General features: G+C 66.6%; 17 protein-coding genes. 8 read left to right on the plus strand and 9 right to left on the minus strand.

Going from position 1 to position 21112, the window contains the following annotated elements; genetic code table 11:
* Positions 1-201: 201 nt before the first annotated feature.
* The gene (locus ABD220_RS03615) at positions 202-1302 is read right to left on the minus strand and encodes an alpha/beta hydrolase (protein WP_344119908.1); all 1101 of its coding nucleotides are present in this window, start codon (positions 1300-1302) and stop codon (positions 202-204) included.
* A gap of 865 nt (positions 1303-2167) precedes the next feature.
* Between ABD220_RS03615 and ABD220_RS03620 the strand changes: the two genes are divergently transcribed.
* Entirely contained in the window at positions 2168-2563 is a 396-nt protein-coding gene (locus ABD220_RS03620; RefSeq protein ID WP_344119909.1) for a hypothetical protein, read from the plus strand.
* A gap of 177 nt (positions 2564-2740) precedes the next feature.
* On the plus strand, positions 2741-5125 hold the full coding sequence (locus tag ABD220_RS03625; RefSeq protein WP_344119911.1) for a M28 family peptidase: 2385 nt from the start codon (positions 2741-2743) through the stop codon (positions 5123-5125).
* Positions 5126-5212: 87 nt separating this feature from the next.
* On the opposite strand, the gene ABD220_RS03630 is transcribed toward ABD220_RS03625, so the two are convergent.
* The gene (locus tag ABD220_RS03630; RefSeq protein ID WP_344119913.1) at positions 5213-6247 is read right to left on the minus strand and encodes an alpha/beta hydrolase; all 1035 of its coding nucleotides are present in this window, start codon (positions 6245-6247) and stop codon (positions 5213-5215) included.
* A 438-nt stretch (positions 6248-6685) separates the two neighbouring features.
* On the opposite strand from ABD220_RS03630, the gene ABD220_RS03635 reads away from it, so the two are divergent.
* On the plus strand, positions 6686-6925 hold the full coding sequence (locus tag ABD220_RS03635) for a hypothetical protein (protein WP_344119914.1): 240 nt from the start codon (positions 6686-6688) through the stop codon (positions 6923-6925).
* Positions 6926-7042: 117 nt separating this feature from the next.
* On the opposite strand, the gene ABD220_RS03640 is transcribed toward ABD220_RS03635, so the two are convergent.
* From ABD220_RS03640 to ABD220_RS03655, 4 genes are all read right to left on the minus strand, one after another.
* Entirely contained in the window at positions 7043-7924 is an 882-nt protein-coding gene (locus ABD220_RS03640; RefSeq protein WP_344119915.1) for a CPBP family intramembrane glutamic endopeptidase, read from the minus strand.
* A gap of 96 nt (positions 7925-8020) precedes the next feature.
* Complete coding sequence (locus tag ABD220_RS03645) at positions 8021-8938, minus strand: CPBP family intramembrane glutamic endopeptidase (protein WP_344119916.1); 918 nt, start codon at positions 8936-8938, stop codon at positions 8021-8023.
* A gap of 242 nt (positions 8939-9180) precedes the next feature.
* On the minus strand, positions 9181-9393 hold the full coding sequence (locus tag ABD220_RS03650) for a hypothetical protein (RefSeq protein WP_344119918.1): 213 nt from the start codon (positions 9391-9393) through the stop codon (positions 9181-9183).
* A 281-nt stretch (positions 9394-9674) separates the two neighbouring features.
* Positions 9675-10463, minus strand: a complete 789-nt coding sequence (locus ABD220_RS03655; RefSeq protein WP_344119920.1) for a CPBP family intramembrane glutamic endopeptidase — start codon at positions 10461-10463, stop codon at positions 9675-9677.
* A gap of 253 nt (positions 10464-10716) precedes the next feature.
* Between ABD220_RS03655 and ABD220_RS03660 the strand changes: the two genes are divergently transcribed.
* The 4 genes from ABD220_RS03660 (at position 10717) to ABD220_RS03675 (ending at position 14598) form a co-directional block, all read left to right on the plus strand.
* On the plus strand, positions 10717-11247 hold the full coding sequence (locus ABD220_RS03660; protein WP_344119922.1) for a flavodoxin domain-containing protein: 531 nt from the start codon (positions 10717-10719) through the stop codon (positions 11245-11247).
* A 5-nt stretch (positions 11248-11252) separates the two neighbouring features.
* Positions 11253-12230: a hypothetical protein gene (locus ABD220_RS03665; protein ID WP_344119923.1), complete on the plus strand. Its 978-nt coding sequence runs from the start codon at positions 11253-11255 to the stop codon at positions 12228-12230.
* A 175-nt stretch (positions 12231-12405) separates the two neighbouring features.
* Positions 12406-12936, plus strand: a complete 531-nt coding sequence (locus ABD220_RS03670) for a flavodoxin family protein (protein WP_344119924.1) — start codon at positions 12406-12408, stop codon at positions 12934-12936.
* 48 nt (positions 12937-12984) lie between these two features.
* Positions 12985-14598, plus strand: coding sequence for a DUF4389 domain-containing protein (locus ABD220_RS03675; RefSeq protein WP_344119926.1), 1614 nt, complete (start codon positions 12985-12987; stop codon positions 14596-14598).
* 395 nt (positions 14599-14993) lie between these two features.
* On the opposite strand, the gene ABD220_RS03680 is transcribed toward ABD220_RS03675, so the two are convergent.
* A complete protein-coding gene (locus ABD220_RS03680; RefSeq protein ID WP_344119927.1) occupies positions 14994-15476 on the minus strand; it encodes a hypothetical protein in 483 nt (160 codons plus the stop codon).
* Between the two features lie 363 nt (positions 15477-15839).
* Here ABD220_RS03680 and ABD220_RS03685 point away from each other — a divergent pair, with 363 nt between their 5' ends.
* Positions 15840-17375, plus strand: a complete 1536-nt coding sequence (locus tag ABD220_RS03685; protein WP_344119929.1) for an alpha/beta fold hydrolase — start codon at positions 15840-15842, stop codon at positions 17373-17375.
* A gap of 193 nt (positions 17376-17568) precedes the next feature.
* Here ABD220_RS03685 and ABD220_RS03690 read toward each other — a convergent pair whose 3' ends face one another.
* The gene (locus tag ABD220_RS03690; RefSeq protein ID WP_344119930.1) at positions 17569-18324 is read right to left on the minus strand and encodes an ABC transporter ATP-binding protein; all 756 of its coding nucleotides are present in this window, start codon (positions 18322-18324) and stop codon (positions 17569-17571) included.
* A gap of 21 nt (positions 18325-18345) precedes the next feature.
* The gene (locus tag ABD220_RS03695; protein WP_344119931.1) at positions 18346-20697 is read right to left on the minus strand and encodes an FtsX-like permease family protein; all 2352 of its coding nucleotides are present in this window, start codon (positions 20695-20697) and stop codon (positions 18346-18348) included.
* Between the last annotated feature and the right edge of the window lie 415 nt (positions 20698-21112).

Genomic DNA, 21112 nt, shown 5'->3' on the forward strand with positions numbered 1-21112 from the left:
AGTGGGAGTGATGTTGACGCGGATCCTCCTGGGCGGTCACGGTCCGCGGATGTGGTGGCCGCCGACGGAGGAGAGGGGTACGGTACGACGTCAGCGACGTCATACCCTCAAACGACTGACCGGTTGCGTCGACCGCCATCGGAACGACCTGCCCGTCCGAGTGGCAAGCAACTGGACCGGTTGCCGGGCTCGAGGGGTCTCTCACGTTCGGTCGGCGAGACTCGTCGTGCCACCCAGCACGTCGTCGCGCAGAATCGCTTGTGCTCGCTCGGGTTCCTCGAACAGTGGACTGTGGGCGGATCGGTGGAACGTGTAGAAGCCTTTGAGCGGCGCCTGCACCTTCTCGAAATACTCTTGTGCGAGGGGATAGGAGCAGGTGTAGTCATGGATGCCGTGGAGGAGGTAGAGCGGAATGGCCAGCTCGGTCACGGTCTGCCCCAGATCGGTCGCCAGGTTCTCGGCCCACAGGGTGCTGACGCCGGATGTGAACTTGCCGCGCCATAGCCTGAGCTTCTCCGTAGGGGTGTACTGCGGGCTGCGCAGTGACGGCCAGAAAACGCCCGAGAGCACCGAGTGCATGTCCCGGGCCGTGCCGACACCGAGCCGGTGCATCGTGGTGTCGCGGATCGCGAGATAGGCCCGTGGCGTTCCCCCCGTCACGGTCACCGGCGCATTCCGGAGTCGCCGCGCCATCCGCTGGTCGCCGCGTTCCTCGAATCGCCGCAGCATGTACTGATAGGCCAGGAGCTCCGACTGCAGTTGGTCGGCCATCTGGGCCATGCCGATGTAGGCGTGGTAGCGCTCCGGTGCCCGGGCGGCGGCCTGCAGTCCGAAGAAGGTGCCGCCGGAATGCGCCAGCAGGTAGATCCTGTCCGTGCCGAATCGCCGGCGCAGGTAGTCGGTCACGGTGAGAGTGTCGGCGATGAGCTGCTCCGCGGTGATGGTCTCAGGTGGGATGTCGGGACTGTAGGAGAGTCCCGTCCCGCGCTGTTCCCACCAGGCCACCGTGAAGTGGTGCTCCAGGACTGTCGGATACCTCTCGGTGAGGAAGTATTCCGGCATCCCTCCGTGCAGGTAGAGCAGAACCGGTTGCGCGGCATCGCGGCTACGCAGGAACATGCCCTGTCGTACCCCGTTCACGTCCAGGTAGAGCTTTTCTGTCAGACCTCCGGTCGCCGGGCGGCCGTCCGCACCGACGACCGGGATGGGTTTGCCGTTGCTCCAGAGATGGGTGCGGCGCAGCAGAGCACCGACGGCAAGAGCAGTGGTTGCGGCTGCGGTCAGCCTGCGCAAGGCGGCCATGGGTCCTGTTCCTGACTAGCTCGTGGCGCGGTGAGAAGTACCTGGACTAGAGCAGCGCGGGACGCCTCGCCTGCCGGAGACTGCCCGTACGGTGCTACACCGGGCGTTGCTTCCCTCGACCACCACGGCAAGGACGCCCAGGCGGAAGACCTTGTCGCCCGTGCATGGATTTTACGATCGGCTGCGCAAAGGTGGCGAGTGTGTCCAAGACTGTCGGTCTTCTCGGGCCCTTCGGTGTCGCGCCGGCTGGCGGACCGCAGCAGGATCCGCGCCCCCTGCACCAGCCCGATTCACACGGAGGCGGCGCGCACCAGCTTGGGCAGTTTCTCCCGGTCACCTTCCCTCAGGTGCTGCGGGAAGGTGACCGGGGGAGTCGCCATGGCCCAGGGTCCCACTTATCGAGCGGTTGGATGATTCGGCGACGGACCACGAGGAGAGGCATGGGCGGATGCCGCGTGGTGTCCAGTGAGCCCCAACTGTCGTGGGAAGGATCCGGTGCTTCAGGGAAGCCGCCGGCGTCATGACGATGACATCGGACCTGCGGACCGGACCGCGCTGCCACCAAAGGCACCGCCGGCAGGCTGCAGGCCGGCGAGGACGCGAAGTCGTCGACAGGTCGAGACGTCCCGGCGGCTCACCCTGTAGGCGAGGCCGAAACATCTGATCGACCAGCCCCGGGTTCCTTCCGCACGCCAGGGTCCCTGCCTCACCATGTTGGTGAAGGACCTGACGTCCGGTGCCATGTCGCCGGCGGCGCATGACGCTCGGCTGTTCAGCACGGCCCGCCCGGTTCACTGGGGCCGAGCCGGTGAGGCCCTTGTGCGATGTCCCTGTGATCTGTCACGTGCAAGCCCCAGGAGGCGTGATGTGGACTTTCCGGAATCTTCTCGCCATCGGTCTGTTCCTGTTCGGTTCGACCTTCTTGTGGATGACGGCCGCCATGGCCGGGAAGGCGGTGCCACCGAAGGGCGCGGCGTGGACTCTGGCGAACGTTCTGGCCTTCTTGGCGGTGATCGGGTTCTCGGTCACCGCGTGGGCGGTGTTCAAGCAGTACCCCTGGTGGGACACCGCCGCTCTGGTGTCCGGGGTCATCGGGGTGGTGGCGGTCGTACCGTTCGTCGTAGGACAACGCCGGCTCGACGTCGGTCTCGGCGATCTCGGGGTGCAGATCAACCTGTGGATGCACCTCCTGGGCAGCGCGGCGGTGATCGCAATCGCGGCCCTGCCGGGTGCCCGCGACTGGGTCACGGACCATCTGTGAAGACCGACCGCCGGGATGGCCCCACCGTGTGAGAAAAGGCCGGAGTCCATGAAGATCAAGGGCCGTTCAGGTGCCCATCCCCGTGCTGAGGCTTCGGTGGGTGGATCGACGTCTGCGGCATCCCGGGGTGGACGCTCAGCGGGTGCACACCGGCCGAGGGCGGCGGAAAGTGCCCCTTTGCCGTTGCCCGCGGTGCTCGTGCTCCTACTCCTCATCGTGGGCGCAGCCGTGCTGGCGTACCTGCCTCTCACCCTGACCCCGAGCCCGGTGCCGGCCAATGGGCCGACACACCAGTTCTCCGCGGAGCGGGCGGTGACAGATTTGCAGCGTCTGGCCTCCCGGCCACGTCCGATGGGGTCGGCCGCCCACCAGGAGGCAGTCTCCACCATCCAGGACGAACTGGTCGCCCTCGGCGTGGAGTCCGAGGTCGTCGAGAAGGTGGTCGCCCGTCCTGATTTCGGGACCGTGTTCGCGGCCCGGCTGCGCAATGTCATCGCCCGCATTCCCGGCACCGACAGCACAGGTGCGGTGCTGCTCATGAGCCACTTCAACTCGGTGCCCACCTCCCCGGCCGCCAACGACGGCGGCCTGGGGGTCGTGACCGCCCTCGAGACCATCCGCGCGCTCCGCGCCGCAGGCCCGGTGCGCAACGACATCATCGTCTGGTTCGGCGACGCCGACGAAACCACCGCCATGAACACCGAAGCCCTCACCGACCACCGGTGGTTCCAGGATGTCGAGCTTGCCCTGGCTTTCGAAGGCATCGGCACCCGTGGCCCCAGTCTTCTCAGCTTCGCCGGGGCCGGTCATCCCGGCACGCCCCTGCCGCCGCAGGCGGTGGGGGAGAGCACGGGGGTCCAGTTCAGCGGCGGGTCATTCAGCACGGACGAGGGCCGGTGGCTGCGCGACGCCCTGGAGGTCTTGTCCCGGCCGGTGCCGGTGCTGCCGCTCAACGACGTGGCCCTGGGCGCCAGCCCGGATCTAGCCACGGCCGTGGCCGGCACCGACGTCGCCGCGCTGAGCTTCGCCCAGATCGGCGACACCTCCGGCTACCACACCGATCTCGATCGCCCTGACCGGACCTCCCTGGGCAGCCTGCAGTCCTCCGGTGACTCCGCCCTGGCGCTGGTGCGCCACTTCGGGGCCTTCGACTTCACTGCCCCGGCCTCCACCGGCGGTCTGGTGGCCTTCAGCGCGGGGCCCGGGTGGACGCTCGCCTACCCGGTGTCCTGGGCCCTGCCGCTGGCCGCCGCGGCGGGAATCCTGGTGGTTGTAGCCGTGGTCGTGGGCCGGCGGCGGCACGTCCTGGCGCTGACCGGGGTGCTGAGCGGGATCCTCGCGTGCGCGGTCGGCATGGTGCTCGCTGCGGCTCTCGCCGCGGCCGTGACCGTTGTGTTGGAGCCGGAGGTCCACTTCGCCCGCAACCCGTACGGTTACGGGTGGCGGATGCTCCTGCTGGTCGCCCTGGGCCTGGTCTGCTCCGCGGCGGTGTACCTGGTTGCGGCACGCCTGCTCCGAACCACCCCGCGCGATCTGGGCATGGTGGCCGGTCCGCTCGTCGTGCTGACGGTGGCCGCTGTGGTCACCGCGGCGGTGCTGCCCGCCGCCAGCTACGTATTCACCTGGCCCGCAGTGGCCGCCGCGGCCTTGTTGGCCTGGCGGGTGCTGGCACCGCCCCAGACCGAACGGCCGTGGGCCCTCACCGCGGGGCTGACTGTCGTGGGCGTCGTGGTGGCGATCGCGGCCGTGCCCGTGGTGTATCTGCTGGCCAGTGGCACCTCGGTGCTGCAACCGATGTTCGCGGCAGTGATCACGGTCGTCGTCGTCCTGCTGGGCGGAGCCCTCACCGCCCATTTCCTCTTGCTGGCCCGTCGCCGCTGGGTCATTCCGGCCGTCCTGCTCGCCACGGCCGGCACCCTGGGGATCGCCAGCCAGGTTGCTGCCGGCTTCAATACCGAGCGACCGCGGCCTGACTACATCGAATACGCCCTGGACGCCGAGACCGATCGCGCCCAGTGGATCTCGGCCGGAACGGCCCCGGACGACTGGACCGAGCAGTTCTACCCGGAGGGCTTCTCCGCCGACCAGCTGGCCTTCTCACCCGGCTACTTCTTCGGTCAGTCGATAGATGTCATCACCGCCCCCGCCCCATCCCTCGAGCTGGCCCCACCGGAGGTCAAGCTTATCGAGGAGCGAACCGAGAACGGGGTGCGCACGGTGACGATGCGCCTGACTTCTCCCCGCGGGGCACCCACGGCACACCTGGACCTCGACCTGCCTGGCGACCTTGTCGCCGCCGACGTCGAGGGACAGGACCTGCTCGTCCCAGAGGGTCGACCCGTGCGCGAGCTTCCGATCACCGCGTACAACGTGGACCAGGAAGGAATGCAGATCACCGTCTCCACCCGTGGCGCCGGCCCCATCACCGGCACACTGACCGACTACAGCAACGGCCTGCCTACGGTGTCGGGGGTGACGATCCGGCCCCGCCCGGCCGACCACATGCCCGCCCCCTACGACTTCCGCGATCCCACCTCGGTACGCACCAGCGTTCGGATGTGACAACCCGTCTGAGAAACTCACTCATTGGCCGACGACGGGGGACTAGCGCAGGTCGGCCAGGGTGGTGGCACCGGCGAGTACGTCGTGTTAGAGGATGCGATGTGCTTCTGACGGCTCTTCCAAGATGGGGCTGTGCGCGGAGTTGTCGAACACGTAGAAGCCCTTTACCGGCGCTTGTAGCTGTTCGAAGTAGTCCCTGGCCAGTGAGGTGACGCAGGTGTAGTCGTACTTGCCTTCGAGGAAGTACACCGGGATTTCCAACGCGGGAACGGTCTGGCGAAGATCGATTCTGATGACCTGGTCCCACAGCCCGAAGCTGCGGGAGAACGCCCGGCCGCGCCATAGGTTGACTTTCTCTTGCATCGTGTAGCCGCGGAACTGCCAAGAGGCCAGGAAGACCCCGGTGATCACCGACTTCATGTCATGGGTGGTGCCGATCCCGAGTTGATGCATTGCGGTGTCGCGTACCTTCAGGTACCCCTCAGGCGTTCCTCTGGTCATCGTGACTGGGGATGCCTCCAACTGGCGCACCATGTCGGTGTCGCCTCGTTCCCGGTAGGCGGCGAGCATGTAGTCGTAGGCGATCTTCTCGGATTCGAGCTGGTACACCATTTGGGCCATGCCGAGGTAGGCCTTGTACCGCTCTGGTGAGCGTGCTGCTGCCTGCAAGGCGATGAAGCTGCCCCAGGAGTGGCCGAGGATGTAGATCTGGTCCTGGTGGAACCGTTCCCGCAGGTAGTCGGACATTTCGTGCGTGTCGTCGATGAACTGCTCGATCGTCATCGTGTCAGGCGGGATGTCGGAGTCGTAGGAGAGTGCGGCGCCGCGCTGATCCCACCAGACGATGGTGAACAAGTCCTCCAGGTCTGTCGGGTACTGCTGGGTGAGGGGGTAGTCGGGCATCCCGGGTCCGCCGTGGACCCACAGTAGAACGGGGTTGGTAGCGTCGTTGCCGCGGATGACCATGCCCTGCTGCACGCCGTTGATCGACACGGAGAGTTTCTGCGAGATGCTCCCGGGGAGTCGGTGGCCGTTGGCATCGAGGAACGGCTCGGTGGTTCCCGGACTCCACCACAGCAACAGGCCGGTGGTGCCAAGTGTCGAGACCAACACGATGCCCATTCCGATCCGGAGTACCCGTCGGACGCGCCGTAGCCAAGTGCGGGTGGCCCGGGTCTGCACGGGCCGGCGTGGTTGGGGCTTTGCCAGCCCCGTGGGTGCAGCGTTCATGGCAACCCCTCACCGGATTGCCGGCGCGTACCTGCGACATCCACGAGCACCACCCCGCTCACCGGTTCGAGTGTGGCCACCATGTCGGTCTGCCTGAGGGCCCGTTGCAACTGCCGATTGAGAACAAGGTCGCCTCAGGCTGAGAAATAGTCAAGGCCCTGCAATGACTTAGCACAGGTGTCCGCCTGGTGGGGTTCGTTGAGGTTTTCTCTTCGGGAGGTGCTGTCAATCGGTGACTTGTACTGGCGGCAGGGGCGTTCTGGCATGGCCCAGGGCCCTCGAGCAGGATGAGTAGCCGACCCAAATTTCTCTCCGTTGCTAGGACCCTACGTGGTTGTCTACGGCGCCGGGATCGGAGTGCACACTCCGCTCAAGGGCCGCGACCTCGGCTCGGACCACCGTGCCTACAACAGGGTGCTCACCGGTATGCGTGCTGTCGGAGAACGCGCCAACGCGGTGCTGACCCAGCGCTGGATGGCCCTGCGCCACGTCAGCCTCTCCCCGTCAAGACTCGGGGGCATCGTCGTCGGCGCACTCGTACTCACCACCCTCGAGAGAGGAACCCGGTGAGAAGACCTCACTGCCCCGGGGCGATTCATGAGATCTACCTCAGCGCCCCGCGGAGTGACGAGGCGGCGAAGCTGACAACGGTGCTGCGGGTGCTGGTGCGGTTGCGATAGACACGGGTCAGGCTCGGGTCCCCGCGGACCCGTCCGCGGTCGACCATGACTGCAGCCTCTGGAACCCCCGCCGCTTTGAGAGCCACCAGATGAGCCCGAGCGCTGCGAGGCCGACCAGGCTCGCCACAGTCCCGCGGACACTCACCAGCACATCCAGGCCTACCGAACTCTCGATGTGCACCAGGTTTTGGATCGTGTTAGCCAAGAAATGCGCGGCGATCGGCGCCCACAGGCTGCCGGTCACGTAGAACAGGTAGCCCCAGATGAGCCCGTAGATGGTGCTGCCGAGCAACAAGAGCCCGCCCTGCGCCAACGCCCCACCGAGGCTGATCTCACCGTGGATGAAGTTCTTCAGCGGCCATACCAGATGCCACAACCCGAACAACAGCGCCTGAACCGCATTGGCCGCCCAGAAGCGGAATCGCCCCATGAGCACCGGCAGGAACACCCCACGGAAGAGCCCCTCCTCCATGAGCGCGTTCACCACGTTGCCGAAGACCAGCCAGCCCGCGAACAGCAGCCCACCGGTGACCTCCTGCTTCGGATCGATCGCGGCCAGCACGACGGCGGGGTTGTCGCCGGATACGGCATGGAGGCCGAACTCGACCGCGTATGAGATCAGGTAAATACCAAGGGTGAGGAGGACGCCGATCGTGATCGTCGTACCCAGGTCTCGTCGGTGGAAGCCGATCGCGGCGAACGGTTGGCGCATCAGCGACACGAAGGCCAGCACCAGCACGAAGCCGAGAGCCTTGGAGAGAATGATCTCCCCGAGCGATTCGTCGAGGCGCAGCACGAAGATGTCATTCAGACGCAGCACAAAGGCCGCGACGAGCAACAAGAAGGCGGCCAGGACCGGCCGTCGGCGGATCGGGCCGGCATCGCTCATCGGGCTCAACGCGTCGCCTGGCAAGCTGGTGGGAGTGTGGAGTCGCAGAGCCCGCTCATGAGCACAGCATGGCAGGCTCACGGGCTGAAGACGCGCTTATGTCGTAGGCGGGAGGTCTATTGCTGCCGTTTCCGGCGACACCACAGATTTCTCCATGCTCCGACGGCGATCTTCTGGGTTCGTTTTTCGCGATCGGATCACCATCGTTATCAAACCGATCACGAATGTCAGGCCCACCCATATCCAATACCGAGGCTGTGGGGCCCCCTCGACCATCACCACCGTAGGGAACAGGGGAACAAACGCGTTGGCCCAACCGTGCACAATCAACCCGGCCCAGGTCCGCTTCCCGGAAACCTGGCGCACCCAGGAGAAGAACCAGGAATATCCCGTCATCAACAACACGAATCCGGCGAAGGGCATAAACGTCTGGCTTGTTCCTTGGATAAAAAAGAGGGGCAAATGCCAGAAAGCCCATATCACTCCCAGTAGCAGGTTCCCCAGCCACGCCCCCAGACGTGCCTCCAGGGTATCCAAAATGTAGCCGCGCCACCCCAGTTCTTCCTGCCCGCCGAGAAATAGAATCATGAATAAGACATACGGCAGAAAAACCCATACGGAGGGCAAGAACATCTCCACGCGCGGCTCACCCCAGAGCTCCGGCAGTATCCACGCGAGCCAGGTGCTCCCGCCCAGCACCAGTATTGGAATGAACCAGGCCTGCCAACCCAAACGGAAATCCAGCAAGCCACGTAGATATTGGCGAACAGCACCTTCGCCATGCAACGTTTTGAGACAGACAAAGGCTCCCACAGCCGGGCCAAAGGCTGCCAAAATCGACACCGGCATGCTCAGAACACTCACCAGGGATTTATCCACCGGTAAGATGCCGGCAGTGGCTAAGACGAGCGGCAGCCAGACCAACCAGGACCAGACGAACGTCACCACGAAAAACCGATAGGGAAACCTTGCTAGTTGTTCCACTTTTCCTTCTGGTGACGGGTGAAGAATCATGGTGTATGCGTCCAATGATGGCAGCAACCATTGCGGAACAGCAGCCAAGGGCAGGTAGCGCCGGCCAGAGCGTGCACTGGTTGGCCAAGGTGGGTACGGCTCACCACCACATGAGCGGTCCGAGCGCGGCGATCGAACGGCTGACCAACACAACCATGCCCCGCCCGGACATCGTGGATCGAAAAGTTCTCAAGAGATGTCCAGGGAAGACTCCGGCGGAACGCGATGCGGTTCCAGGGCTCTCACGTCATCGGTAGCGCGCCGAGGCGGTGTTGCGTCGACCTTCTCAGCTCACCGGCGTCTGGGTCGCTGTAGCCGTAGTCGTAGCCGAACCGCTCCACCTCCACGGGGAGGACCTCGGAGAACTTCTGGATCACAGGCTGGAAGTCAACCACCGCAGAGGCGGTGCCATAGCTACTGAGCAGGGCCACGGCCTGATCTCCGTAGCCGGTCACATCGGTGTGGACCTCGCCGCCGTCAATGGTGACCCGTTGGCCCTAGGCCCGAAGGCTCGACTGTTCCTGATTGACCATCACCAGATTCGTCACTGCGGAGAGAACGATCCACGCTGCGCTGATGAGGGCAAGGACGCCGATCCACCGGGTTGTCTTCCCTGTGGTCTCCTCGGCGCTGCCCGGGTCCCTCCCGCGCGGCCGATCGAGGGCATGCGCCACCACCGTCGTGCCGATTGGAGGGTCCACGGCGCGGGTGTTCCCTGGCTTTGGAGGGGTCCGTTCTACGTGTCGCGCCCGGAGACCGCGCTGTGCCGGTCACCTCGGTTCGATGCGTCGGCGAACGCATCGGCCGGTCCCCGCCGGCGCAGCTGCCGCACGAGCCAGAGGCCGTACACGACGCAGATGACAAGGACCCCCGTCGAGACGTAGAGCTCCTGCTGCAGGTCCATGGTGGTGAGGTCGCCGCTGATGTTGATCAGGATGTGGAGCACCACCCCGGGCATGATGGACCCGGTAAGGGCCACCAGCAGCGCCAGGACCAGGCCGATGGCGACGGCGACGGTGATCTGGAGCAACTGCTGCTCACCGGTGTAGCCGCGGGCCAGGTTCACGATGTGGCCGATGCCGAAGGTCACCCCGGAGATCACGATCGCCCGGTTCGCCCCGCGCCGCTCCCTGATCGCCTGGTAGAGAAAGCCGCGGAAGATCAGCTCTTCCAAGAACCCCACACACAGCATCAGCACCACGACCAGGGCGATGTCGAGGGCGTCGAGCTGGTGGTCGAAGCCCTTGGGGAGCTGCAGCAGGACCATGGCCAGCAGCGGCAGGAAGTACAGGGTGGCCCGGTAGTCGGGTCGGCGGGGGGCACGGACACCGTAGTAGCCCAGCCACCCGTTGGCTCTCACGTACAGCACCAGGACCACGGACAGGACCACCAGGGCGGGTGCGGTCACGGTGTTGGTCCGGCCCAGGGCCGTCGAGGCGGCGTCACCGGCTCCGACCAGAAGGATCAGGAGGATGATCCAAGCCACCGCGTGCCAGATCGGGCTTCGTTCGCGCAGGTTCTTCATGGGTACCACTTCTCTTCACGGACGAAGGTCCCGGTGGGCAGACCGTGGACCGGTCTGGGACCTGGGGTGGAGGGCTGCCGGTCTGGCGTCGTGGACGGCCGGGCGCCTTCGCACCTTGCCACCTTCCCCACCGATATCACGATTGTGAAGCCACCCACCGTGAGTCGGGTCGTCACCTGGGCGCGGGGACCGTCACGTATTTCTAGCTGGAGTGCTCCCTTCTTAGGCTGGGACCAACCAGAGGAGGTGTCGGATGCGAATCCTGGTCGGTTACGCGAGTTGGCAGGGCTCCACCGCCGAGATCGCCCAACGGATCGCGACCATCCTGGGCCAGGCGGGGGCCACGGTGGTGGTGGCCCCGGTGCGGGAAGTGGGTGATCTCGCCGGCTACGACGCGGTGGTGCTGGGCAGCGCGGTGCACAACCAGTCCTGGTCACCGGAGGCCGTCGGCTTCATCCACCGCCACAGCGGGGTCCTCTCAGAGCGACCGGTGTGGCTGTTCAGCGTAGGCATGTCCGACGGGTTGCCCCGGCCGCTGCGCCGCATGGCGCGCACCGCCCAGGACCAGCGGATCGCGGAAGCCCTGCGTGAGGATGTGCAACCACGGGGTCATCAGGTGTTCTCGGGCGTGTGCCGGCCCGAGCAGCTGCCCCGCTGGGTGGGAGGCGCCTTCCGAGCTGTCGGGGGTCACTTCGGGGACTACCGGGACTGGCCGGTGATCGAGGCCTGGGCTCAGCAGATCGCACAGGACCTGCAGTCGCCCTCGGTCGCGGAAGACGCCTGAGCGCGATGCGCACGCACTCGGATCACCGCCTCCAGCACGACGAGCGTCAGATCTCTGGAGGACCTGGGCGCCCGGTGCTGTGGTGGTGCGTGCTCATCGCGGTGCTGGCGGGCATCGCCGCGGCCGTGGGTCTGCTGCAGCAGGGCGGGCCGGGTCCCTTCCCGGTCGAGACGGTCCGGGGCCAGGTCGCCGAGATCTCCGGCTACGGCTTGTACCGCTACGACACCGTCTTCACCGCCGCCGGCAGCCAAGCCACGGATCTGGTGACCCTGGTGGCCGGGCTCCCCCTGCTGCTGGCCGCCACGCTGGGATGGTGGCGTGGCAGCACGCGGGCCGGGCTGGTGCTGTTGGGCACTCTGGGGTATTTCCTCTACGTCTACGCCGGCTACGCGCTGGGGGCGATCGCCTACAACGAGCTGTTCCTGCTCTACGTAGTGGCCTTCTCCGCCGCCTTGTATGCCTTCGTGCTGGTTTTCGCGGCCTTCTTCCGGCAGGACCCGGACCGTTTGTTCCCTCCCGGGACACCGCGGCGGGGGCCGGCGGTGCTGATGTTCGCCAGCACTGTGGTGCTGGTGGTGGTGTGGGGCATCCCGCTGGTGAACGCTGCGGTGACCGGGGCGGCCCCGGAGGGGCTGGGTCCGTATTCGACCGAGTTCACCGAGGCCCTGGATCTGGCGGTGATCACCCCGGCCACCGTCTGGGCTGGGGTGCTGATCCTGCGCCGGGACCGCCGGGGATACCTGATCGCGGTGTCCTTGTTGGTGCTGGAGATCCTGTTGGCGCCGTTGATCATCGCCCAGACGGTCCTGCAGCTGCGCGCCGGAGTGACCTTCACCCTGGGAGAGATCATCGGACCGATCTTCGGGTTCGTGGTCCTGGCCGTGGCCGCGATCGCGGTGCTCGTGGCGATCCTGCGCCACGTTCCCGCAGGTGCACCTCGACTCGAGCGAGTAACGCATTCGAGGGATGGAGGATCACGATGACCTCGGTGGGGGTGGGGTCACTGATCGTGCGGAGAGCTCCGAGATTCATCAATGCGCCCAGTGGCCGGTGGCAGCTCACCGGGCCGTGCACTTCAGCGCGCATCCACGGGATGCTGCAGCCCGTCCCCGCGGCCACCGGCGCTGCACCCGGCAAATCAACAGAAGGGATACCACGATGACCGTTGTGGTGGTCTATGAGTCCATGTACGGCAACACCCATCGGATTGCCGAGGCGATCGGTCACGGCCTGGCCGGGGCAGGTGTCCCGGCCGAAGTCCTCTCCGTCGAGGCGGCGCGAGAGCGTGGGCTCGGTCCGGAGGACGTACTGGTGGTGGGCGCCCCGACCCATGTGCACGGGCTCAGCCGGGCAACCACCCGACAGGCGGCCGTCCAGGACGCCCCCGGACGCGCTGTGGAAGTCGACCCGTCGGCCCAGGGCGAGGGTGTCCGGGAATGGCTGGGAGCACTGGACACCCACGGCGGTCGGGCGGCGGCCTTCGACACCCGGGCGAAAGGCCCGGCGGTGCTGACCGGGCGGGCGAGCCAGAAGATCGCCAAGGCCCTCCACCAGCACGGTTTCGAGCTGGTGGCCGAGCCCGAGAGCTTCCTGGTCTCCTCCGACAACCGGTTGCTGCCCGAGGAGCTAACCCGGGCGCGTCAGTGGGCAGCCGATCTGGCCACCACGATCCGTCCCACCCAGCTCTAGGCCGGCCTCCGCGCCACGGCACCGCCGCGCACCATCGAAAGGATCACCATGACCGCCTCCCCGCCTGTCCCGCGCAACGCCCCACCCTCCCGCTCCGGTCCTCCACCGCGCATGAAGGCTGGGCACTGGGTCCTGCTGATCCTCGGCGTTGTGCTGAGCCTGCTGGGGCTGGGTTCAGCCATCGGCGGTGCTGTGCTGGCCGGTGCTGATGCGGCCCAGAGCGAAGACCGCTATCTCACCGGTGACACAGAGCGGTATCAGACCACCGGCTACGCCCTGACTTCCCCCTCGGTGGTCATCGATCCGGGTGAGGCCGGGATGCCTGGAGTGCCTGCGGTGGAAGAGCTGGCCAGTGTGCAGGTGAGGGTCACCCCGGTGATCCCGGACCAGGAGATCTTCGTCGGTATCGCCGAAGCCTCCGATGTCTCGGCCTACCTCCAGGACGTACCGCAGACCTCCCTCGGCAACGCCTCCTGGTCAAGCCCCGGGGGCCGTGGGCTGTCCTGGACCGACGACGACGAGCTGCTCCAGCAGCCGACGGGGACCCGCACACCTGCTGATCCCACGGCACAGGACTTCTGGGCGACCTATGCCTCCGGCACCGGAACCCAGGAGATCACCTTCGACCTGCAACCGGGCCAGTGGTCACTGGTGGTGATGAACACCGACAGCACCCGCCCCGTCTGGGTGGACCTGCAAGCCGGAGCCCGCACTGAGCTGCTCGGCCCCTTCGGCGCCGGGTTGCTGATCGCCGGACTGATCGGGCTGGTGGTAGGGCTGCCGCTGCTGCTGCTCGGGACCAGAGGACTGGGCCGGGACATCGACCCGGCCACCCGACAGGACCCGCCCCGGGCCGGCACCGGACCCGGGGCGGCCCTGGCCGAGCACCCCGGGCGCAACAGCGGCGCGGGCGCAGGCTACCCGGTGCGGGTGACCGGGTTCCTGGACCAGCGGCTATCCCGGGGGCTGTGGCTGGTCAAATGGCTGCTGGCGATCCCGCACTACATCGTCCTGGCCATCCTGTGGGTCGCCCTGATCGTCACCACGATCGCCGCCGGCCTCGCCATCCTCTTCACCGGCCGCTACCCGCGGTCCTGGTTCGTCTTCTCCGTCGGGGTGCTGCGCTGGTCCTGGCGGGTGGGCTTCTACGCCTACTCCGCCCTGGGCACCGACCGCTACCCACCCTTCACCCTGGCCGCCACCGACTACCCGGCCGACCTCGACGTGGCCTACCCCGCCCGGCTCTCCCGCGGGCTGGTGCTGGTGAAGTGGTGGCTGCTGGCCATCCCGCACCTGCTCATCGTCGGGATCATCACCAGCGGCACCGGCACCTGGGGTGCCGAGTGGGACGAGACCGGCCGGGCAACCACCACCAGCTGGGGCCCGTCGTTGCTGGGGCTTTTGGTGCTGATCGCCGCGGTGATCCTGTTGTTCACCGGCCGCTACCGCCACGAGCTCTTCGCCCTGATCGTGGGGCTGAACCGTTGGATCTACCGGGTGAGCGCCTACGTGCTGCTGCTGCGCGATGAGTACCCGCCCTTCCGCCTGGACCAGGGTCCGGTCGACCCGCAGCCCGGACCCGGTGACCACGACCGGGGACCGGCCCCGGGACCCCAGATCGACGCGCCCGCGCCAGGGAACCGTCCGCCCTGGAGCAGCTGAGGGCCAATTGCCGGGCACCGGTCCGTCAGGGGCAGCGCCCATTCCGGGGTGTGGCAGGAGAACACACGACTGAAGGGGGACAACGAATTTCTGCGCACCGCCTGGGATATTCACCGCGGTAGAGCCTGTCCCGCCGATGAATCCGGCGAGCACCGGCTGCTGTGACCGCGCTCCGCCCTGACCGGCGGTCACAGCAGCCGATCACGGATCACGGCCATGATCGGATCATCTGTTGCTGTTGTTCTTCGTATGCGGATCCGGAGACAGGACCATACGCGCGACCAGGCGCCAGAGCCCCGGAGATGCTGCTCCCTCCAGGCCCGGGCCACGATTCGCTGAAGGCACCTCGTGCTGCGATCCACGTTCAGAGTGCTGTCAGCACCGCCCGGCCTGGCTCAGGCGTAGTACCAGGCCCACGTGATGACCATCGCAGCGGTGTGGACAGCCGTGAAGAGGACGGCCGCGGCGAGGTACATCCACGGCCGGTATCCGGGCACGGACCGCAAAGTCGATCCCTTGCCTATACCGATCAGGAAAAGGAGCGGGGTCCACGCCAGGGCCGTGAACCCGACGGCACTGGTGCTCCACGAGCTGGTGGGGGCCCAAATGACAACCGCCCATGCCGCCACATAAGCCGCGAAGCCAAAGCCGTACACCGTCAGGGCAGTTCTGGTGCCAGGAGCCCGTAACCGCAACGGCATCAGCAGCGGAGCCCCGAAGACCACCACGCGCAGCAGGGTCTCGCTCACAGCCAGCCACGACGGTATGTCCGGCCCAGCGCTTCCGGGGGTCAGAGGCGGAGGAAGTCTCCCCACCAGCACCAAATTGAGCACCAGGACCGGGACGAGCAGCCAGAACCGGTTCTGCACCCAGGCCATCCACCCCGGACCCTCAGAAACGTGGTCAGTTATCGTCGTCTTGCCGAGCGGCACGTATCGATCTCCTTCTGGAAGCGGGCCTACAAGGTGCCGCCCCGGCGTGACCGTTTCGGCCACGATGCGGGCGTGCTCATTCAAAAACTGGGGACGATTGGTCGGGGCGGAACAACGCTTCCAACTGTCCCAGCATGGCTCAGTGAACCGGCCCGTAACCATCGGGCATGGCGAATTTTCGGTCGGCGACTCGGCGCTGGTAGCCGTTGCGCGTTGTTTCGGCCAGTTCTGTCCAGCGACTGGTGGGCGACATACCCTGACAGTGGCACAGGCGCGACGATGTGCACCGCAGTGCCCGGGAGGCCGACGATGAGTTCACCACATCATGCTCCGACCAATAGCACCGGGGTCGTGGCCCGCGTCTACGCGAACCGGCGCGTCGCGTGCGCCGTCGCCGTGATCCTGCTGGCAGCGGCCGGTCTGGTGACGGGACTGGTGCTGCCGAGGGGGCCGGTCACCTCAGCCCAGTCCGTGTCGGTGCTGGTTCTGTGTTCGGCCCTCGGCGCGGCAACGGGGACACTGGTGATCTCACGGTGGTCCGTGCTGCTGGCCCCGGTGGTCTTCGGGGTGGCGTTCGAGCTGGCGCGGATGCCGGCGGTCGGACCGACCGTGGACGGCATCTACCCGGGCAGTGTCTATGGGATCGCCGCACTGGTGGCCGGGCGCGGCTTCGACGCCCTGGTAATGGGATTCCCTCTGGCGGTGGGCGCGGTGTGGGGCGCTGCCGCCGGACGACGACTCACCCGCAGAGGTCCTGCTGCTCACCGCCGTGCCGGGGGGTACATCCGGTGGGGCGCTGCCGTTGTAGCCGGGGTGCTGGTGCTGGTCCTGGCGGCAGCCTTGCTGCGCCCGGCAAGCACCGCGCCCATCCTCGGCGCCGACGGCGCACCTCTGCCGGGCAGTGTGGCCGAGCTGACCACCGTGCCGATCGGCGGTCACGAGCAGTCAATCATGATCCGCGGCCACGACCGGAACAACCCGGTGCTGCTGTTCCTCGAAGGCGGACCCGGCGGCACGGCCCTAGGGGCGATGCGCGCCTCCGGACAAGGGCTGGAGGAGGACTTCGTGGTGGCCGTGTGGGACCAGCGCGGCACCGGCAAGTCCCTGCCGGCGCTGGAGCCGACCACCACGATGACGGTGGAGCAGATGGTGGCCGACACCGTGGAGGTCACCGACTACCTCCGGAACCGGTTCGGGCAGGAGAAAATCTATCTGGTGGGCAGCTCCTGGGGCACCACCCTCGGGGTGCTGGCGGTTCAGCGGGCCCCGGAGAAGTTCCACGCCTTCGTCGGTTCCGGGCAGATGGTGGACCAGCAGGAGACCGATCAGCGGATGTACGCCGAGACCCTGGCCTGGGCGCAACGAACCGGCAACACCGACTTCGCTCAGCGGTTGAGGGAGAACGGCCCGCCACCGTATACGGACATGCTGGCTTACCCGGATGCGTTGTCGACCAACCCGGAGTACCGGGAGTTCCCGCACGGGGACGACTTCGACCCGGCCAGTCAGTACCCGGCAAGCCTGTTCGTCGAGGAGTACACCCTCACCGAGCAGGTCCGGGCAATGGGCGGGATCATCGACACCTTCGCGGTGCTCTACCCGCAACTACAGGACATCGACTTCCGCCGCGACGTCCCCGAATTGGACGTGCCGGTGTACGTAGTGGAGGGCGCCTATGAGTCCCCAGGACGGTCGGATCTGGCCGTGGAATGGTTCGAAGACCTCGACGCGCCGGACAAGAAGCTGGTGGTGTTCGACAACTCCGGGCACACCCCGCATCTGGATGAACCCTCCCGGTTCCACGACTTCATGGTCGACACCGTCCTGGCCATGACCGGCGGCTGAAACGGACCGAGAACCCACGTCCTCGCGGCGCGGGGAACTCGAAAAGCACCGTCGACACGCGGCGGCCGTGAGTCCCCGGTGCACGACAAGGCGCCCACCGCGGGATCCGCTGAGCTTCACGAAGGCATCACGGTACGAGGAAAAACGAGGGTTGGAGAGGGGGAGATCCGCGACGATCACGGTGACACGTTGGTCAGAATCCCTGCTGCAGCAACCACTGGGTCACCTCGGCATGCCGCTGGTCCAAGTCCGCGCCGGTGTATCGGCCTTGTTCGCGGTCGCCGACGATCTGGCCATCGACCATGTACAGCACCCGGTCGGTGCGCGCGGCGACCTTGGGGTCGTGGGTGACCAGCATAATCGTGGTGCCCTCGGCGTTGAGCTCGCCGAGGATGTCCATGATCTCAGCAGCCGCGGTGGAGTTCAGCGCCCCGGTGGGTTCATCGCCGAACAGGATCTTCGGTTGGTTGATCAGGGCCCGGCAGATCCCGACGCGCTGCAGCTGGCCGCCGGAGGCCTCGGAGACGTCCCGGTTCGCCAGCTCGGCCACCCCCGTGCGTTCCATCAGCGCCATCGCCCGGTCGTTCAGATCATCGCGCGGAGCCAGCCCGGCCAGATAGGCCGGCAGCACCACATTGTCGAGCAGGCACAGGTTCTTCAGCAGGTGGATGTGCTGGAAGATGAACCCCATGGTGGTCAGCCGTAACCGGGCCAGCTGCTTCTGGCTCAGCCCGGTCAGGTCCTGCCCGGCGAAGGTGACATGTCCGGAGGTCATGGTGTCCATGCCGCTGATGTTGTAGAGCAGGGTGGACTTGCCCGAGCCTGAGGGACCCATCACCGCGACGGACTCACCCTCGTGGATCTGGAGGTCCACCCCGCGCAACACGATGTGGCCGTCGAAGGCCTTGGTCAGTCCTTGCGCGTCGAGAATCGTCGTCACGGCAGTCATCACAGCCCTTGGCTCGGTCTTTCATTCGGTGGTGAGAGTGGAGATGTCGGCGTGGACAATGGACCGGGAACTGGCCGCGGTCGCCCCGGTCACCGCAGCCAGCAGGGCCACCGGCAGCACCAGATAGGCCAGCACCGGGTTCACGGCGAAGTCGATCCGGCTGGTGCCCTGACCGAGCGCTTCGAGCCCGCCGAACATGCCCTCGAACATGAGGTTGAACATCTGCTCGCCGACGCTGTTCGCGGCCACGGTGCCCACAACCACGCCGAGCACGAGCACCAGCAGGATCCGGGTCAGATACTGCCTGCGCAACCCTGCGTCATCGGCGCCGACAGCTCGCTGGATCGCGATCTGACCCGCGTCCCGGGCGATCAGCATCCGGGTGAACAGCGCAGTCATCAGCATCGCGAGAACGACCGCCACAACCGCTGAGACGGCGGCGGTGAGAGCGATCTGCCCGGCGATCGGGCCGAGAGTCTGGGACCGCCACTGCTCGATGTCGGCGACCCTGGCAGGAGCGAGCTGGGCGGTGTACGCCGGGGCTTTGCCGGCAGGGTCCACCCCGGGGGCCAAATCCACACCGATCATGTACCACATCACCTCGTTCCCCTCGGTGGGAAGCACCGCCTTGGCCGTCTTACCGCCTCGGGTGACGTCCTGATAGCTGCCGACCACGGTCAGCTCGCGCACCTGCCCACCGACCTCCACCGGCAGAGCCTCGCCCACCGCTCGACCTGCCTCGTTCAGCGCCAGCAAGGACAACGCGATCTCTGAGGGGTCCGTCGGGGCGCGGCCCTCGGTGTACGTCAACGGCAACCGCGTGTGGTCACCGTTCTCGAGATAGAGGCTGGTGGCGTTGCCGTCCTGGTCGACAGTGTCGTTGCGGGTCGTCACCATCGGGGCGATCTCCGCCACGTCCGGATCCGCCCCCAGCTCCTCGACGATCCGCGAGAACTGCCCCGGCGTCGCTGGGTCGACGTAGTCGAGGTCGATCCTCAGGTCGACCTTCCCGATCCCCATGTAGTTGATGAAACCGGGCGCGGTCACGGTGGTGGCGGCGTTGACCGGCACGATCGTGATGAACGTACTGACCGCGAAGACGAAGAACAGCAACACGTAGGTGGGCCACCGGCCGATCACGTCCATGACCCCGAGCCTCAGGTGCACCGGCATCCTCGACCGGTGCAGCCGCAGTCGAGCCGCTGTGGACCGGGGCCCGGTGGTACCGGCGCTGAGCGCGGTGACCGCGCTGATCCCGTTGAACCTGCGCAACAGCACCAGCACGAACAGCACCAGCACCGCCAGGACCACCACGGCGGCCAACAACGGAACGATCCAGTTCCAGACACTGGTCGTGGAGCCCATGTAGCGGGTGATGTTGCGGCTCAGCAACGGGGCCAGCGCCCACCCGCCGAGCAGCCCGAGCACCGCAGCCGTTCCGGCGAGCACGGCGTACTTGGTGAGGTAGATCTTCTTCACGTCCCGGGATGCGACGCCGATCGCTTTGAGCACCCCGATCTCCCGGTAGTCCTGCTCGGCTGCGGTGAGGAAGGAGAACCGCAGGCACAGCAACGCCACCACGAGCAGCAGCAACGACACCAGGATCACAACGGCGGCCACCATCCCGTCGCCGATCATCGTGAACATCCGGAAGATCGCCGAGTCAACCATCTGCCCCGCCTTCGGCATCCCCGAATCCAGGTAGGCCTTCTCGAACGCGGCGGTCTGGACGTCGGGGTCGTGCAACCAGAACTCCACCAGGTGCTCCACCTGCCCGGTGTGCGCCCGTACCTCCTCCAAATCCGATGCGGCCACGGCGAGGCGTTTGGAACTGGTGATGGCGGGGTTCATGATCGAGTCCCGGGCGAACCCCGCGATCGTGAACTCTTTGGCGAAGCCGTCCGCGGTGGTGATTTCGACCGGGTCACCGACCTCGAGGCCTTCCTCCACCTGGTAGATGACCGGAAGCACGATCGTGCCGGGGTCGACATCGGTGATCGGCTGGTTCTCCAGATCCAGCAGCAGGTCACGCTCTTGGTTGGGTACCACCAGGGAGTTCTGCTGAATGTTCGCCGTCTGCGGTGCTCCGTCGAAGAACAGGTTCGCCCCATCGATGCCGAGCATCAGCATCGCCTGATGGTGGGCGACCTCGGGCCGTTCGGCTGCCCAGCGCTCCACCTGCTCCGGGTCGTAGGCCCCCGCATGCAGTTGGACCACGTGCGGGGCCTCGGCCTGGGACATCAAACTGTTGGAAGCACCGGTGAGCCGCACCAGAATCCCAGCACTGGCGGTGGCCAGGACCACGGATAGCATCATCAGAACGATCAGCACCACGCCGACGTTGCGGTTGCGGGTGAAGTCCCGGGCGATCATACGGGCGTACACGGCAACTCTCCTTCGGCGCGGTCCCTGCTCCGGCGACCTTCACTGGGCACCCTATCCGGCCGACAGGACCAGCTCGCGGAGGCGGTACACGCGGAGAAATCTGATGACGGCCACGAAGCGGCACCCTGGCGACCAGTGCGTTCCGGCGCTCATTGGCACCACGGGGCGCGGCCTGCGCCGGGCCACCACACCCAGCCCGGTGCAACAAACCAAGCCCAAGCCTCTGCGTGGTATCCGGGTGAGGGGATGACAAGCCACGATCGCCGACCGGAGACCCATCCACAGACGAGACACCTTGCGGGGCACAGGAGCACGTCCTTGTCCCCAGGGCCGTGACTGTGCTGGGGTGAGGCACAAAGATCGACACCATGACATGGTCGTGAGGCGATACCGGGGAGGACAG

This window comes from Kocuria aegyptia (assembly GCF_039530085.1).
GTDB lineage: Bacteria > Actinomycetota > Actinomycetes > Actinomycetales > Micrococcaceae > Kocuria > Kocuria aegyptia.

Coding starts and splice junctions, on each gene's coding strand:
- ABD220_RS03615 (WP_344119908.1), bottom strand. CDS start 1,302: ATGGCCGCCTTGCGCAGGCTGACCGCAGCCGCAACCACTGCTCTTGCC.
- ABD220_RS03620 (WP_344119909.1), top strand. CDS start 2,168: ATGTGGACTTTCCGGAATCTTCTCGCCATCGGTCTGTTCCTGTTCGGT.
- ABD220_RS03630 (WP_344119913.1), bottom strand. CDS start 6,247: ATGGGCATCGTGTTGGTCTCGACACTTGGCACCACCGGCCTGTTGCTG.
- ABD220_RS03640 (WP_344119915.1), bottom strand. CDS start 7,924: ATGAGCGATGCCGGCCCGATCCGCCGACGGCCGGTCCTGGCCGCCTTC.
- ABD220_RS03645 (WP_344119916.1), bottom strand. CDS start 8,938: ATGATTCTTCACCCGTCACCAGAAGGAAAAGTGGAACAACTAGCAAGG.
- ABD220_RS03655 (WP_344119920.1), bottom strand. CDS start 10,463: ATGAAGAACCTGCGCGAACGAAGCCCGATCTGGCACGCGGTGGCTTGG.
- ABD220_RS03660 (WP_344119922.1), top strand. CDS start 10,717: ATGCGAATCCTGGTCGGTTACGCGAGTTGGCAGGGCTCCACCGCCGAG.
- ABD220_RS03665 (WP_344119923.1), top strand. CDS start 11,253: ATGCGCACGCACTCGGATCACCGCCTCCAGCACGACGAGCGTCAGATC.
- ABD220_RS03670 (WP_344119924.1), top strand. CDS start 12,406: ATGACCGTTGTGGTGGTCTATGAGTCCATGTACGGCAACACCCATCGG.
- ABD220_RS03675 (WP_344119926.1), top strand. CDS start 12,985: ATGACCGCCTCCCCGCCTGTCCCGCGCAACGCCCCACCCTCCCGCTCC.
- ABD220_RS03680 (WP_344119927.1), bottom strand. CDS start 15,476: ATGGCCTGGGTGCAGAACCGGTTCTGGCTGCTCGTCCCGGTCCTGGTG.
- ABD220_RS03685 (WP_344119929.1), top strand. CDS start 15,840: ATGAGTTCACCACATCATGCTCCGACCAATAGCACCGGGGTCGTGGCC.
- ABD220_RS03690 (WP_344119930.1), bottom strand. CDS start 18,324: ATGACTGCCGTGACGACGATTCTCGACGCGCAAGGACTGACCAAGGCC.
- ABD220_RS03695 (WP_344119931.1), bottom strand. CDS start 20,697: ATGATCGCCCGGGACTTCACCCGCAACCGCAACGTCGGCGTGGTGCTG.